This is a genomic window from Armatimonadota bacterium, assembly GCA_013314775.1.
In the GTDB taxonomy this organism is placed as follows: Bacteria; Armatimonadota; Zipacnadia; order Zipacnadales; family JABUFB01; genus JABUFB01.
This window is the reverse complement of record JABUFB010000009.1, coordinates 158273-174587: the sequence shown is the minus strand read 5'-3', so window position 1 is coordinate 174587 and position 16315 is coordinate 158273. Positions and strand designations below refer to the sequence as shown.

Genomic DNA, 16315 nt, shown 5'->3' with positions numbered 1-16315 from the left:
GAGCCGAACGCCGTGGGGTACTATAGCGCAAAAGGCGGAGGGCGGAAAGTGCGAGAACGGGCCGTTCCGAGCATGTCCACAACCGCCCTCGCAAGGTCCATCGCCATATCCCGTGGAACTGTGGACTGTCAGGATCTGTCAATCGTGTTGATCGCAACCCCCTATTGGAGAGGCGATGTCCGCGAAACTGCCGCCGACTGTCCCCGCTGCCTTGCACGCGCGCCTGGTCGCCCTGGGCCGGACGCTGCGGTTGTACCGCGCGGTGAGGGGTCTCGTACTGTGGCTGGCGCTGTGGGGCATACTCGGCAGCACGCTTCTGCTGGTCCTCAACGCCTTGCCGGGCGCTCCGGCCTCCAGTACTCCCCTGGCGATCCTCGCGGCACTCAGCTTCGCCGTCCTGGTTTTCGTGCCACCGCTGCTTCCAGTCACTCCGCGTGCGCTGGGAAGGCTGGTGGAGCGTCGCTATCCTGACTTGCGCGACCGACTTCTGGCGCTGATCGACCCTGCTCCGGGCGCCGCACCAGGGCTCACAGATCGTCTGGCGGCGCAGGTCACCCGGCGGCTGGAGTCCGAGCGGCTGTGGACCAGCCTGGACCTCAATGGCCTGCGTAGACTGTCCCTGGCGGCGCTCCCGTGCGTTCTCACGCTGGTTATCATCGCGCTGGCCTGCCCGAACGGGCTCGCGCGACTGGCGGGGCAGCCAAACACTGGACCTCCCGGGCTGGACGGTGCAATCGAGAGCAAGCCCGAGAAGCCGCGCCCGGCTCCGCTGGGCCTGCTGGATGTAACCGTGACCGTCCATCCCCCGGAGTACACCGGCATTCCTGCTGAGACCTATGCCGACGGTTACGAGAGCCTGCGGGTAATCAAGGGCACGCAGATCATCGTCCGGGGTAAGCATACCGATGGCGCCCAGGCATTCCTCACGGTCACCGGACACGATGCGGTGAGGCTGGGCAAAGGTGAGTTCGAGGCCGGGTTCGCGGTACTCGAAGACCTGGACTGGGGGCTTCGCGCGTCACTTGGTGACCGGTCCGTGACGTCGGGTCCCTTTTCCGTGCGAGTCTTGCTCGATCGCGCGCCGACGGTTCGCGTGAGGGACCCGGGCCGCGACCTGGTACTGGATTTCGCCAGGCCCGTGCGTCTGGAAATTGCGGCAAGCGACGACTTCGGCATTTCCGCGGTAGAGCTTCAGTACCGCGTGGGCGGAGAGACATGGCAGGCGCTGCCCCTGGGGTCTGGGGGGAAGCAGTTCGTGTCCGCATCGCAGTGGGACATCACTCCGCTGGGCCTCCGGCCGGGGCAGGTGCTGGAGTACCGGGCGATGGTGCGGGACAACGACACGATTTCGGGACCGAAGAGCGCTGTGAGCCGCACCTACAGCATCAAGCTCGCTTCGCCTCCGGAACCTGACGCGCCGCCGGTGCAGATCGAGAAGACTCAGGAGCGCCAGGAAGACGCGCTGGACAGGCTGGCAGCGGAGGCCCGTGAGTTCGACCAGCAGCTTCAGGAGTTGATCCGCCAGGTCCAGGAGGCGTCCGCGGCCGGCGCCGCTCCCAATGTGACCCGAGGCGCCCTGCAGGAAGCGCAGCGCCGCCTCGAGGCACGTGCGGAGGATGTGCGCCAGGCCATGGCCCGGGCCGAGCAGGCTCTCGCGGATAACCCGCTGATCAGCGATGACCTGGTACAGAAGGTCCGCGAGTTGCACGAACTCATGGCCGAGCTCATGAATGAGGACCTCAAGCGTGTCATGGAAGAGATGCACGAGGCCCTCAAGAAGCTTGGCACCGACCAGTTCGCCCGGAATCTTGAGCGCGCCCGGCAGGCCCAGCAGGAGTTCATGGAAAAGCTCGACCGCACCATCGAGATGCTCCGCAAGGCGAAGCTCGAAGCCGGGCTGGAAGTCCTGCGCAAATACCTGGAACAGCTCGCGGACAGGCAGGCGGAGCTGGCTGAGCAGACCCGCAGGCTCCCTGAAGGTCGCCCTGCCAATCGCGAGACCGGCAGACAGCGGGAACTCGCGGATCAGACCGACCCGGTTGCGGCGCAGATAGAGAAACTTGCCGAGGAGATGCAGAAGGAGAGTGAGCAGATTGCCTCTGAACTTCGCAATGCCGCCGCCACACTGAAGCAGCAGGATCCGGCGGGACAGATGCGCAGAGCGGCCGGGGCGCTGAAAAGCGGCAGCCCCGATCAGGCGACCGGGCCCCAGCGTAAGGCCGAGCAGGCATTGCGAGACGCCGCCGCTTCAATGGCCGGAGCCGCCGCGGACCTGACCGCAGCCGACCGCAAGGCGATGTCGGACGCCGCCCGCAGGCTTACCCGCGATGCCCTGGCGGTGTCGGACGCGCAGGAGGACCTGCTCGCCGATTCGCAGGACCTCGCGGCACGCATGCGGGTGGATGTTGCCCAGTCCAAGCCTCGCCTGACGGAACTCCAGCGCAGGCAGGCGGCGGCGCGCAAGGGTGCGGAGGGCCTTGCGAGGCAGATGGACAACCTGTCGCGGCTCACCCCCGTGGTGCCGCCGGAGTTCGCTGGCCGCGCCCGAGACCTCGCGGAACAAATGGCTCGCGCCGAACGGCAGATCGACGCCGGCGAGATGGCCGACGCCCTCGCGGGCCAAGCGCAGACGCTCCGCGGCCTGAATGACCTCGCGCGGGACCTCATGGACCTGTCCCAGCAGCTCGGGCAGGCCTCGGCGCAGATGGCCCTGCAGGAGTACATGAAGCGCCTGGAGGAGATGGCGCAGCGCCAGAAGGCCCTCAACCAGCGCACCCAGCAGGAAGGCGGGCAGCCCATGCCCGGCGGAGACAAGCCCGGGAGCGCCGGCCGGCAGCCGATGCCCGGGCCCGGCGACCTGTCCCAGCTTGCTTTCGAGCAGGCCCTCATCCGCCAGGCCCTGCAGAAGCTCCTGTCCGGGCAGGGGTCGAACAACCTCGTGGATCAGCTTGGGGGCACCCCCGCGGAGATGGAGAAGGTGGAAGACGCGCTGCGGGGAGGGAGAGTGAGTGGCGAGACGGTGGAAAGACAGCGGGAGATCCTCCACAAGATGCTGGACGCCCAGCGGTCGCTGTACTCGAAGAAGAGTGAGAGCAAAGAGCGCAAGGCCGAGGCTCCGAAGCCTTACAAGCCCGCGCCGAAACCGCCCGTGCTGCGGCCCGATCAGACCCGTCCCCCAAGATCCCAGCGCGAACGCCGCGAGACCGGTCCGCGGGATCTGCCCCTGGACTTCGAGCGCGTGACCCGGGAGTACCTGGAGCGCCTGCGCCGACGATGAGCAGCGCAGTCCGTTGCCCTCTCTCCGCCGTCGTTGCCCCCCGGAAAAGGGTTTGCGCGCCGGGGCGCAGAATAAGGGGTACACACGCGCATCGTCGACTGACGCTGGCGCGCACCCCACTTCCAGCAGGTGATAGCGCTTGCCCGGCTCGGACGCAACTACCCGGTCACTGGAGAGCCGCCGCGTGCGGGGTATTCAGTGGGGGATTACCCTAGCATTGCTCATCGCCGTCCTACGCAGTACCCCCTGGACACCCGATCTGTTCATCTTCTCAGTGGTCGAGCACTACGCATACGACCTGATCCACGACTGGACACCCCCTGACCCGCCCTCCGACATTGTGATTGTGGAGATCGACGACAAGAGCCTGCGCGAACTCGGGCGTTTCCAGTCCTGGCACCGGGACATCTACGCGAATCTGCTTTTCGGTCCTCTCAGCCAGGCCCGCGTAGTCGCCTTCGATGTTCTCTTCCCCGAGCCTGATGATGCGCCGGTACAGGTAGCGTCCTCCGGCTCCGCCAGACATGTGAGTACCGCCGATGAGCTATTTGCCCGGGCAATCCGCGAACACGGCCGCGTGGTTCTTGCCGCACACTGGACACCACAGCCTGCCACGGAAAGCGACGACCCGGCCCTGCTGGAGCGATTCTGCTACCCACCAGCCCGTGGCGCCCTGCGACGCGCAAAGACAGGAGAACGGTTCGCACTGCCCACTCCGCAACTCGCCCGGGAAGCGGCGGCGGTGGGATACGTGCAGATCGACCCCGACCCGGACGGCGTGTACAGGCGTTTCTGCGCGATGATGATCGGCGATGGCGGCCGGGTGTTCCCCCATTTCGGCACCGCCATCGCCCAGGTGGCTGCCGGCACAGCGCCGGAGGACATCATCCGCCAGGTTGGAGAGGACCAATACTCGGTGCGCGGTTACGGCCAGGGGCAGTTCCCCATCGAGCGCGATGGCGCCACGCTCATCCCCTATTGCGGACCCACCGGGACGATCGGCCGGGTGAGCCTGGTGGACGCCCTGCGACAGGAGGGCATGGTTGAGAAGTTCCGTGACAAGATCGTGCTCATAGGCGCCACCGCTCCCGGCCTGTATGACATCCGGCCTGCCCCGTACCGCAGGGGCAACCGCGTGTTTTTCGGAGTGGAGACCAACGCCAATATCGCCAATGCCCTCCTGCATGAGGCACCCATCCTGGACGTCTCGGATTCGACGCTCATCACCGGGCTGGCCGTGGTCTTGGGCGCGCTGGTGACTCTCGCTGTCTGGCTGACCGGCGGCGAGAGCATTGCGGTTTTGATCTCAACGCTTATCGTGGCCGTGCTCGGGGTACCATCGTTTTACGTTGCATTCCGGCTTGCAAATGTCTGGATTCCTTACGGGGCCATACTTCTGGCCGGCGCAGTGCCTCTTGTGCTGGGGCTGTACGACCGCCTGACCATGGAGCGCAGACTGATCCAGCGACAGTTCGACGCGTACGTGTCTCCGGATGTCCTGCGCGAACTGATGAAAGAGCCCGAGGTAATCCGCCAGAGTCACCGGCGCGAGGTCACGCTCTTGTTCGCGGACGTGCGCGGTTCGACGACGCTCTCGGAGAGCATCCCGCCGGAAGTCTGGGTGGCCCAACTCAACGAGTACCTGACCCAGATGAGTCGGGCAATCTTCGCTTTCGATGGTTACCTGGACAAGTTCATGGGCGACGGGATTATGGCGTGCTGGAACGCCTTCGGCACCCAGGAGGATGACCACGCGCAGCTTGCCGTGCGGGCGGGCAAGCAGATGCTGGCGCGCCTGGACCTGCTCAACCGGAAGTGGGAGCGGGAGCCCGACCGAACGCCTCTGCGGATCGGCATCGGTATCCACTCGGGGCAGGCGGTTATGGGCAATGTGGGCTCGGAAGAGCGAATGCAGTTCACTGCCATCGGCGACACGGTGAACACCGCCTCGCGCATCGAGGGCCTCTGCAAAGGCTACCAGGTGGAGTTCATCATCAGCGAGACCACCGCTCGGCTCATTGCTTCCGATGAGCCTGTCCGCGAGCTCGGCGAGGCGGAGATACGTGGAAGGGAGGGAAAAATACGGGTCTTTGAGGTCCTTCGCTCTCGGGGGGGAGACAACAACGACAAGGAAGCGGTGATAAATGCTACTTCTCGGGGGCAGGAAGAAGGCGAAGCCGAAGAGTGAAGACGAGCTGCTGTCTGATGCGCTGGTGGACCTGGCCGGCGACCTGGATCGGAAGGAGCGCAGGCGGAAGCGGCGGTACCATAAGTTCCTGTTGCCTGCGTGGCTGGATCGCCGCGTGTTCATTGGGCTGGCGATTATCCTCGTGGTGCTCGTGGCGGATGGCGTGCGACGGGAGAATCAGGAGTTCTCGGCAACACTGACTGATTTCGGCGGGCAGGTTCTGGTGGCGCCGTCCGAGGGGGCGCAGGGCGTACCGGCCCAGACGAACCAGCAGCTCGGAGATAATAACGTGCTTCTGACGGGCCAGAACTCGTACGCCAGCCTGGAGTATCCCGACGGGAGCGTAACGAATCTCGGGCCCAATGCACAACTGGTGATCAAGCTCCTCGAGTACAGCCGTGGCGGGCGCTGGCGCTCTCGGGCGCTGATGCTGAAGGCAGGGCAGGTGTGGTCCAGCGTTGGGCCCAACTTCGGTGCTCAATCCGAAATGAAGGTCTACACGCCTTCGGCGGTGGCTGCGGTGCGGGGCACCATCTATGCAGTGCGGTATGAACCAGACAAGCGCACCACCGCGGTCACCTGCACTGACGGATTTGTGCAGGTGGAAGGCTTCACGGGGACGCCCACGTACGTCGCCCAGGGCGGTATGAGCACGGTATCCTACGGAAGACCACCAAAGGCTCCGGAATGGATGAGTGATGAGGAGCGCGCGATGTTCCAGGCTCAGGCATCGCTCTTCAGGCCGATTCCGCCGGAACTATGGTTGAAGACCGTCGAATTGACCATCACCCAGACTCTGGACGCGCCCCTGTCGATCCTCGGCATCGGAAAGTCCTCCTGGGCGCGAGGAGCAGCGGACATTGCGCGTCGCACCGCCGCTCAGGAGCAATTGCGGCGGATTATGCAGATGCTCGAGGGCTACCCGCGCTACCCGCCCTTCGTGAATCCGATTACCCTGGAGGAACTGAACGTCCCGTACGACGAGGCCAGCCGGATGCTCAAGGCCTTCCACGGGAATGCGATCCAGAAATACGAGGTGGGACCCGGCGGGCGCAGCTACCGCATGATCGTCCAGGCGCGCGACAAGCGGCGAACCACTTACGAATTGACGCCGACGGGTATCCGGAAGCTGGAAAGCCAGTAAGATCGGCCTGTGCGATTGGGCGCCGTCTCGGCAGAATGGTCCCGCCGTCGATCAATCTTCGCAGGAGGTACGGACATTGAACGAGGCTTCGCCCTGAGCGAGCTGCCCTTCCCTATCGCCATCATCGCGATCCTCGCGGCGGTCCTGTTCCCGGTCTTCGCCCGAGCGAGAGAGTAAGCGCAGCGGTCGCAGGCTGCCTGTCGAACATCAAGCAGCTTGCGGCCGCTTGGTTCGTGGGTATATGTCCGATATTTCGATAAGGTGACGTGTCCAACGTACGACGACGCCTCGAACCCCTGGTACATGTGGGTTTACGTGGATTCCTCGGGGAATCTGCAGTCCCGGCTCATGCCCTGCTTGAAGAAAGCACAGGTTTTCCAGCGCCCCCGCCGCCAAGGCCATGCACGGTATGAACCACGTGATGTCCTGCTACCGCGGTCACGCCAAGTGGCTCAAGGGCGACCAGTTCGCCCCGGAGAACAACAGCAATCGCCTGCGGAAGCTCCTGTACTACTGGAACTGATACGCGGAGACCCCAACCGCACACATAGACGGCGCGGCATATTGCTCCCGCGCCGTTTCATTTCTTCGGCTTCCCGCGCTACGACCGTCTCGCCTTGCGCCGGATCGTGTTCATGCCCACCGCCACGATCACCACCGAGCCCACGATCACGCCCTCCCACAAGGACGCGTTCTTGCTGATCACCAGGTTCAAGCCATTGAGGATGACGCTCAGGATGGTTGCCCCCAGGAGCGTCCCGAGAACGCTGCCTTCACCGCCGGTGAGACTGCAGCCCCCGATGACGGATGCAGCGATGGCGTTCAGTTCGTAGGCGATACCGCTGGACGGATTGCCTTGCCGTGCGTATCCTGCGAAAACCACGCCCGCAACTCCGGTGAGCAGCGAGCAAAGGCAATAGGCTAGCAGCTTCACCCGATCCACGTTGATCCCCGACAGCCGCGTGGCCTCTTCATTACTCCCCAGTGCGATCATGTACTTGCCATGGATCGTGTTGCGCAGGATCACCACGGCGATGAGAGCGACCAACACCAGCACAAGCGCGGGGGTGGGAATGCCGGCGGGACGACCATTGCCCAGCCAGGTCAAGCCCTCGTCTACAATGGGGATGGGCAGGGAGTCCGTGAGCAGGAGCGAGACTCCCCGCAGGATGCACATGGTGCCAAGGGTCGCCACGAAAGGCTGCAGACCGATGCGCGAGATCAGTGTGGCGTGCAGGGCGCCCACTCCGAGAGAGGCCGCGAGGACGATGGCGACAGCCGGAACCGTAGGCATGCCCAGGTTCACCGTCAGCAGCCCGGCCAGCACTCCCGCGAAGGCGATCAGCGAACCCACCGACAGGTCAATCCCGCCGGCAATGATGACGAAAGTCTCCCCGATAGCGAAAATGGCGAGCAGTGCGATCTGGCGAGACAGATTCTGCAGGTTCGCAGGCCGCAGGAAGCTCTCCCGCGGGCCCTCACCCATGAGCAGGATCACCGCGACGATCAATGCGAGGCTCAGGAAGATGCCGGCTTCGCGCGTGCGCAGAAAGCTCAGTGAAGCAGGCATTGCGAACTGATTTGACGGCGAGTTTTGGGCTTTCATGTGGTCAACTGTCCATCAGGATTGGCGGGCCCCGATACGCCGTCCCAGGCGGCGCCCGCGCCCGCGTTGCTCAGCCCTTCTGCGCCGCAAGGGCCATGATCTCTCTTTCGCAGAGCCGGTCTCCGGGCAGCTGGCCTGCCGGTCTGCCCTCTCGCATCACCAGCGCCCGGTGAGACAGGCCAATGATCTCCTCCATCTCGGAGGAGACCACCACCACCGCCACACCGCTTCCTGCGATACGGGCAATCAGCCGGTACACTTCCTGCTTGGCTCCCACGTCTATCCCCCGAGTCGGCTCGTCCAACAGGAGCACCTTCGGCTCGATTGCCAGCCACTTCGCCAGGAGAACCTTCTGCTGGTTGCCACCGCTGAGACTCACGACCGGCTGTTCGCGGGACGCGGCGTGCACGTCGAGCTGTGCGATGAACCGGTCAGCGACGCTGCATTCCCGGCTTTCGCGGCGGAACATCCCTCGTGCGAGATTGCGCAATACCGCCAATGTGATATTGTCGCGCAGGCTGAGCGGCAGGTGGAGCCCCTGCGACTTGCGGTCTTCGGGAACGAAGCCGATCCCGGCGCGCATTGCCTCTGCCGGAGAATCGCCCACCGGTCGCCCCAGCACCGACACGCGCCCGGCTCTCCTTTTCGACGCGCCAAAAATGGCCCGCAGGAGTTCCGTCCGTCCTGCTCCGACAAGTCCTGCGATCCCCAGCACTTCCCCTGAGCGCACCTCGAAGGAAACTGGCTCCGCGATCCCGGCAGCCAGCAGGTCTTCGACCCGAAGGACGACTTCGCCGAAGCTCTCGGGGCGACCCGGAAAGAGCGTTGACAGATCGCGTCCGACCATGGCCGTCACGAGCTGGTCCTGAGTGGTCTCGGAGGAACGCATCTCGGCCACCTTGAGGCCGTCGCGAAAGACCGCGATGCGGTCCGATATCCGTAGAATCTCATCCAGCTTGTGGGAGATGTAGATTACCGACATGCCCTGTTCGCGCAGTCCGGCCACGATCTGCAGGAGCGCGTCGGCATCACTCGTGGCCAGCGAAGACGTGGGCTCGTCCATGATGAGGATGCGTGCGTTCAGCGAAAGGGCTCGGGCGATTTCGACTCGCTGCTGCGCCGCGATGCTCAGGTTCATCACCAGCGTGCCAGGGTCCACCTCGAGGCCCACGAGTTCCAGCATCTCCAGGGCTCGCGCGCGCAGAGCCTTGCGGTCCGAGAGCCTGAGCAGCGGTACGTGCCACGGCTCGCGGCCCAGGAGGATGTTGCTCTCCACACTGAGGTGAGGGACCAGGTTCAGCTCCTGATGAACCACCGCAATGCCCAGACTCTGCGCGGTGCGCACATCCGGAATCGCGCGAAGTTCGCCCTCGACCTCAATGGCACCGGCATCCTGCTGGTGCACACCCGCGATGATCCGGGCGAGGGTAGATTTCCCCGCGCCGTTCTCGCCGACCAGGCCGAGGACTTCACCTGGCAGCAAGTCCAGATCGACGCCACCCAACGCGACGGTGTTGTCGAAACGCTTGTGAATGCCTCGCAGGCTCAGACGCGGCGAATCGGGCACGGATCATTCTCTCCGGCGGAAGTAGGCTGCAGCCTGGCGGTGCGTCGGGAGACACGACAAGCGGGGGCAGGCGGGTCCTTCGGTTCGTCCTGCCCCCGGCATACGGCTAAGAGGACTCGATCCCGCGTTCCTTGAGTTTCGCTTTGAACTCGCCGAGATTCTCGGGGGTCACAAGCTCGACCCCGGTGTCCACGATCTTGTTCTCGGGCACGAGTTCCTTGAGCTTGTCCTCGTTCTTCGAAGCGAGATGGAAGAGAATCTCCACCGACTTGTACCCGAACCCGTACGGGTTCTGCACCACGGTGCCGTCGATATCCCCGGCCTCGAGGCTCTGCAGGGTTGCCGGCTCGGCGTCAAAGCCGATCACGAGGATCTGGTCGCGCTTGCCGGATTCCTTCACCGCCGCGGCGATCGCGGGCAGGTTATAGGACCAGATGCCCACCAGCGCATCGATGTCCGGATGCTTCTGGATGACGTCTTCCACATTGGACCGGGCGCGGCCGATGACGCTGTGGTCCTGCATGACGTCTAGGACCTCGATCTTTTTCTCCGCGACCCCTTCCTTGAACCCGTTGATGCGAGCCTGGGAGTTTTCCACGCCCGCCTCGCCCACGAACAGCACACATTTGGCGCCTTCAGGCAGCTTTTCCTTCGCGTAATCCGCGAGGAGCTTGCCGGCGGCTGCATTGTCCGAGCCCACGTAGCAATAGCGCTTGCTGCCCGGGCAGTCGGAGTCGATGGCCACCACCGGCGTGCCCCTGTCCACGATCTCGTTGATGACCGGGGTTAGCGCCTTGGTGTCCAGGGGGGACACAGCGATACCCTTGACGCCCTTGGCCTCAGCGCTCTCCAACAGCCTGCGTTGCTCCTCAAGCTGGCCGCTCTTGCAGCCGACCATGTACGCTTTGCAGCCAAGGTCCTCGGCAGCCTTCTCCAGGCCGGCTTCCACCGCCGTCCAGAAAGGCGAGACGGTGTTGCTGATCAGGGCGATCTCGATCTCCGACGCCGCAGGTGCATCGGTCTTGGCCTCGGGGGCCAGCCCCGCATCCTGGGGACCCACCAGCGGTTCCCGGGCCTCCTGGGGCTTACTCGGGCATCCGGCTATGGCCAGCAGGGTGAGACACAGCAGTGCCAATGCGAGAACGACCCGGCAAGTCGAACACATGACAGGAGCCTCCTTCGGGCGCTCGGAGAGAAGGCCGCTGCAGAGCGATGCCTGTCAGCGGTCCGCCTACGTGTGACATGATTCGCTACAGGCGCGCACACACCTTCCCGCGCGAGACGCGCGAGTCCATCGTGGTGACGCGTATCGCCCTCTGTGCTATAATCGCTGGACCCCTACGAAAAGGAAGGCACCCCGAATGTACAAGATTGCTGTCCTGCCGTGTGACGGTATCGGGCCCGAAGTTACCGCGGAGGCCCTGAAAGTCATGGACGTGGCCGCGCGGAAGTTCGGCGTCAAATATGAAACAATTCCCTACGAGATCGGCGGCGACCGCTACCTGCGCACCGGCGACATCATCACCGACGCGGAGATGCAGGAACTGTCCCAGATGGACGCTATCTATCTCGGCGCGGTCGGCCACGACCAGGTCAAGCCGGGCATCCTGGAACACGGCATCCTCCTGCGCCTGCGCTTCGAGTTCGACCAGTACATCAACCTACGCCCCGTCAAGTTGTACCCCGGCGTCCCGTGTCCCCTCAAGGACAAGGGACCAGAGGACATCGACTTCGTCGTGGTGCGCGAGAACACCGAGGACCTGTACGCGGGCGTCGGTGGGTTCCTGAAGAAGAACACTCCCGATGAGGTGGCCGTGCAGGAAGCCGTCTATACCCGCAAGGGTTGCGAGCGTGTGATGCGCTGGGCCATGGAACTGTGCCGCAAGCGCAACAAGAAAAAGACCATCCACAGCGTGGACAAGGCCAACGTCCTCACTTACGGCCATGACCTGTGGCGCCGGACTTTCGCCGCAGTGGGCGAGGACTACCCGGACCTGACCAAGGAATTCGCTTTCGTGGATGCCTGCTGCATGTGGTTCGTGAAGAACCCCGAGTGGTTCGACGTCATCGTCACCACCAACATGTTCGGCGACATCATCACCGATCTCGGCGCCATGATCCAGGGCGGCATGGGCGTTGCGGCCTCCGGGAACATCAACCCGGAGGGCGTGAGTATGTTCGAGCCGATCCACGGTTCGGCCCCGAAACATGCGGGAACCGGGAAGGCGAGCCCGGTGGCGGCAATCTGTGCGGCGGGCATGATGCTGGAGCATCTGGGTGAGGTCGAAGCCGGCAAGGCCGTAGAGAATGCGGTTATCCAGGCATTGGGCGAGGGCAAGGTCCAGGCCGTCACAGGCGATCCGGGAAGCTGCCAGAAGGCCGGCGACATCATCGCGGGGTTGATTTGAGCATTCTGTACGCTTCTGTCCTACTGAATAGTCACATCTAGACACTGAAATAACAATATCTTGTGCATATTGTTGATTGACGTGGGACGATATGTGAATATAGTTGAATAGTCGCCGCTTCACGTACCGGACGCAGGGAGTGTTCCGGCCAGTGGCCACTATTCTTGGGCAGACCAGAAGCCCGACACCTGGAGCGCATCCGTGCGCAAGGTGCCGGGCTTTTTCGTGTTCTCCGCCGCCGGTCGTTGGTTCGACCGCTTCACGCTCGGTCCCAACCGCGAAGCCTGCCTTCGAGTCGCGGCCCGCCTGCGGTAGGCGTACCCTGAGCGAATGAAGTCGCACATGACTAATATGGCTGAAGGGGAGACCTAACGTGACAATGCGCCCCGTCGTTGCGGTCCTCAGCGTTTGCGTCTTGCTGCTGCCGATTACCCAGGCTCTGGGGGATGCAGTACTCACTGCGAAGGTGATGGAGACTACGTCCGGAGCCATTCCCCTCTTCCAGGGGAGTGAAAGCCCAAAGTCCGTCGATGAGGGCATGCCCATCAGGCTGGAGGCGACGGTGTCCGCCCCCAACGATAGCACGCTGTCCCGCTACGTGGTCCAGGTCGATGGTGCCGCGTGGCAAGGGCCCACTCCGGTACGCGGAATCGCGTTACCGTCGACGCAACAGGAAGTGCCTGTGGCCGAGGGCGGCAAAAGGGACCTGAAGCAGTACATTCTCACCTGGCCGCTTGGGCGCTTCGCTGCAGATCAGTTGGTGACGGTCACGCTGAAACGCAAGTCCGCCGACGACCCCGCCACGTTCGACTTCGAACAGGTTCTATCGCCCGTCTGGGTGGAGGATCTCTACCGCTTCACGACGCAGATCGGGATTCTTGGCACGGATCTCGGATCAGACAAGCTGACGCGCAGACCGAGCGGGGAGAACTCTGTCCTGGCTATGTACGATGGCGGTACCGAAGTGGCGCTCAGCTTCGCGGTCGCCATGTATATGGAGGAGCGTCCCGCGTCTCGGAAGGGAGCTGGATGGAAACAGCAGACATGCCTCATGGTGGGGACGGACCTTTCCGATCCGTTCAACACCGTATTCGCCGGCGTGGGCTGGGAGTTCACCCCAGGGGCGAACCTGATGCTGGGCTACGGGCTGGGGAAGATAGCCGACCTGGCTCCGGGCTACAAGCTCGGCGACGTTGTTGACGCCACGGGGAGCTTGCCGACAGTCGAGAAGTGGGACGGGGCGCTCATCTTTGGCGTCACCTACAACGTGGACATATTCACCAAGATATTCGGGCAGCGTTGGTAGGCGACCGCGCGCTCTGCAGTTGGATGGGTTCGCCACGAATCCCTCGCCGGGCCCCTGCCCCCGGGCCCGGCGAGGGCCTCTTCAGCTCAAGCCTCTACTTCACCGGGTCCAGCTTCAGGTTGTCGATGTAGAACACCGTCTCGGTCGTTGCGAGGCTGATGAAGCCCAGCCATCGCAGTTGGCGCCAGTCAGCCGTGCCGATCTTCAGGCCCTCGAAGCTCATTGCCGGGCCGTCCTTCACCTGCACGTCCAGGTCCCACGTCCCCGCGTCCTTGCCCAGCGGGCAGGTGATGGTGAGCTTCGCCCACCGGCCGTGCTGCAGCGAAGTCAGCGTCTTGCCGCCCACCTTCAGGTCCCCGTTAGCCTCGATGCGCAGAGACGGCCCCACCTTGTACGGGCTCGACGCGTCCCGCCATTCGTGCCAGAAGATGGCGCCCGGTTCAGTGCGCACATCGAAGCTCATGCGAACCGTGCCCTTGTTGTGGGTCGGGGAGTACGTGAGGTGCGGCTGCCATTCGTGCTGGAAATTGGGGCCGTCGGTGAACTTCAGGCTATGTGAGCCGGAGGAAGCGGTCTCGTCCGTTACCCGGATGAACGCCTGCTCCGCGATGCCGACGCGCGCACCCTTGCCCGGGGGATCGCCCACCGCAGTGTCCTCGAAATCATCATCCAACGGCTGGGGTTTGGGCGGTTCGGGGAGGTCCAGCACCGGCCGCACCACCTTCGATGGCAGCGCAACCCACTCCGCGTCGCCGTACAGGCCGATGTCGGACGCATCGAAGGACTGGAAGCCCAGCTTGAACGCCGGCGAGTCCGGCTTCAGGCGGAAGTCGTAGCTCCGCGCATCCACGAATAGCGGGTCGGCGATGATCGAGTTCACATCGCGCCCGAGGGCCTGCCATTCCCCGAACTCCATGCCCGCGAAGTCCAGGTCGGTCCCGTTGATATCCCAGTACAGGTTGCGGTCGATGGTGTACTTCCCGTTGCTCCAATTTCCGCCCAGGGGCTCGCCGTGGCTGGTGAGCACGATATTGCGCTCGATGGTGAAGGAACTGTGCTCCTCCTGCCGCGAACGGATGATGTCCGGCGTGTGTGAGCTGAAGGCGAAGATGTTGTTGCGGATGATGTTGTCCCGCCCGTAGTGCTGGTGGAAGGCCCCCGTCTTGCAGTTGTAGCAGATGTTGTTCTCCATCAGGATGTCGGTGGAGCCCTCATCGGTGTACAGGCCCCAGCCGCCGTAGCTGTAGCTGAAGACGTCGTGGATCAGGTTGAAACGCTCCACGGTTCCGGGAGACAGGCCCAGGGAGTAAATGCCGCCCATGTCACTGAGGACGTTCTTGCCGAGGTTATGGATGTGGTTGTACTCGAAGACATTGTGGTGTGCGGTGCTGGGCGCGTAGCCCCAACTCCAGCCCACGGAGCAACCGGAATAGTAGAAGTCGCAGATTTCGTTGTGCGAGACGGTGTTGTAGCTGCTGCGGCCGACCCAGACACCGATGCCGGCCCGAAACACGTGGCCGCCGTCGTGGATGAAGCAGTTGTCGACCGTGTTGTACTCGCTGCGGCGTTCGGGCTCATTGGGCAGGTCGGTCATGCCCAGCCGCACCCCGCCGCCGCCCAGATCGTGGATATGGCAGCGGGAGATGAGATTGCGTTTGCAGCCCTCGCCGAGGATTATCGCGTACTCCCCGACATGGGCGATTTCGCAGTCTTCGATGGTGCAGTCTCGAGCGCCTGAGGCAACCACCGCGGCGCTGAGATGCACGGCGGCCTGACCGTCGAGAACCTCCTGGCGGTCATCGGCCACCCAGTCGGCGTGCTGGAAACTGAGGCCGCGAATAACCAGATTCGACACAGGCAGGCCGAGTTCGGCGTCGCCCCGGATCTCGACAAGATGCTGGATTCGCGGGGCGATAACCCGGGCGGCGGTCATGTCCTCTCCGTCCATGGGCCAGTAATAGAGCATCCCGGTCTTGCGGTTGAGATACCATTCGCCCGGAGAGTCCAGAGCCTCGAAACAGTTCTCCACGTGGTAGCGCTGCCTGGCATCCCAGTACCCGACGGGCCAGCCGCAGCGGTTGGTGAACTTCAGCTCCCGCGTGTCCATGTTGATGCTGTCGATCCAGTGAAGGGAGGCGGTCCAGGAGTGGTAGAGGACGATCTGTACATCGTCAAGGTTGTCCCACTGCTGGATATCACCGGCCCGGAACCTGAACCCGATCTTGTACTGGTTGTCGCTGCGAGCCGCCGTGCGATCGGTCATCGGCACCAGATTGTCTTCGATGGCCAGGTAACCCTCATTGGGTGTGCGGGCACGGGTTCTGCGGGCATCGTTCACGAAAAGCTGGTGAAAGTACCAGCGGCCTTCACGGACTTCGGGTATCTCGGCGACCCACAGGCTGCCTTCGCCCTTGCGCCAGCCCGTGATGACCGTGCCGCCAGTGAAGACCGGCTTTTCGCCAGGGTAAGCTGCATAGATGATGGGCTTGCCCTCGGTTCCGGAATCTTCGGGGGTAAAGACGATCGGCCCGTCGAGCGTGTACGTGCCACCGCGGACCTGCACAGTTGCACCTGGTCCGGCTTGGCGGGCGGCCTGTTGGGCCCGGGCGAGGGTGGCGAAGGGACCGTCGTCGCCGGTGGCATTGGGCGCCTCGAGAGTCCCGGACCAGGCGTCATTGCCTTGCGGTGACACCGTGAACACAGGGCCGGTCTGGGCGCAGCTTGTGGCGATGAGGACCATCGGTGCGACGATGATGAGCATGGGCAGGGCGTACATGACAGGGTCCTCCGAATTGGGCGCTGCGTACGGAACGGTGCAG

At 63.8% G+C, this 16315-nt stretch carries 9 protein-coding genes; 5 read left to right on the top strand and 4 right to left on the bottom strand.

Features of this window, described 5'->3' with window-relative positions:
* Positions 1 to 175 precede the first annotated feature (175 nt).
* The 3 genes from HPY44_12070 (at position 176) to HPY44_12060 (ending at position 6609) form a co-directional block, all read left to right on the top strand.
* Positions 176 to 3277, top strand: coding sequence for a hypothetical protein (locus HPY44_12070; protein ID NSW56743.1), 3102 nt, complete (start codon positions 176 to 178; stop codon positions 3275 to 3277).
* 184 nt (positions 3278 to 3461) lie between these two features.
* A complete protein-coding gene (locus tag HPY44_12065) occupies positions 3462 to 5465 on the top strand; it encodes an adenylate/guanylate cyclase domain-containing protein (GenBank protein NSW56742.1) in 2004 nt (667 codons plus the stop codon).
* Positions 5422 to 6609: a FecR domain-containing protein gene (locus tag HPY44_12060; protein ID NSW56741.1), complete on the top strand. Its 1188-nt coding sequence runs from the start codon at positions 5422 to 5424 to the stop codon at positions 6607 to 6609. Before HPY44_12065 ends, HPY44_12060 begins: the two co-directional genes overlap by 44 nt.
* A 601-nt stretch (positions 6610 to 7210) precedes the next feature.
* Here HPY44_12060 and HPY44_12055 read toward each other — a convergent pair.
* The 3 genes from HPY44_12055 to HPY44_12045 all read right to left on the bottom strand — a co-directional run bounded on the left by HPY44_12055 (position 7211) and on the right by HPY44_12045 (position 10947).
* Positions 7211 to 8215 (bottom strand): ABC transporter permease, encoded by a 1005-nt coding sequence (locus HPY44_12055; GenBank protein NSW56740.1) that lies wholly within the window; start codon positions 8213 to 8215, stop codon positions 7211 to 7213.
* Between the two features lie 70 nt (positions 8216 to 8285).
* A complete protein-coding gene (locus tag HPY44_12050; GenBank protein ID NSW56739.1) occupies positions 8286 to 9782 on the bottom strand; it encodes a sugar ABC transporter ATP-binding protein in 1497 nt (498 codons plus the stop codon).
* Positions 9783 to 9888: 106 nt separating this feature from the next.
* Entirely contained in the window at positions 9889 to 10947 is a 1059-nt protein-coding gene (locus HPY44_12045; GenBank protein ID NSW56738.1) for a sugar-binding protein, read from the bottom strand.
* A 196-nt stretch (positions 10948 to 11143) separates the two neighbouring features.
* Here HPY44_12045 and HPY44_12040 point away from each other — a divergent pair, with 196 nt between their 5' ends.
* A complete protein-coding gene (locus HPY44_12040) occupies positions 11144 to 12190 on the top strand; it encodes a 3-isopropylmalate dehydrogenase (protein NSW56737.1) in 1047 nt (348 codons plus the stop codon).
* A gap of 373 nt (positions 12191 to 12563) precedes the next feature.
* Positions 12564 to 13496: a hypothetical protein gene (locus HPY44_12035; protein ID NSW56736.1), complete on the top strand. Its 933-nt coding sequence runs from the start codon at positions 12564 to 12566 to the stop codon at positions 13494 to 13496.
* A gap of 94 nt (positions 13497 to 13590) precedes the next feature.
* Here HPY44_12035 and HPY44_12030 read toward each other — a convergent pair whose 3' ends face one another.
* On the bottom strand, positions 13591 to 16272 hold the full coding sequence (locus HPY44_12030) for a right-handed parallel beta-helix repeat-containing protein (protein NSW56735.1): 2682 nt from the start codon (positions 16270 to 16272) through the stop codon (positions 13591 to 13593).
* Positions 16273 to 16315: the final 43 nt, after the last annotated feature.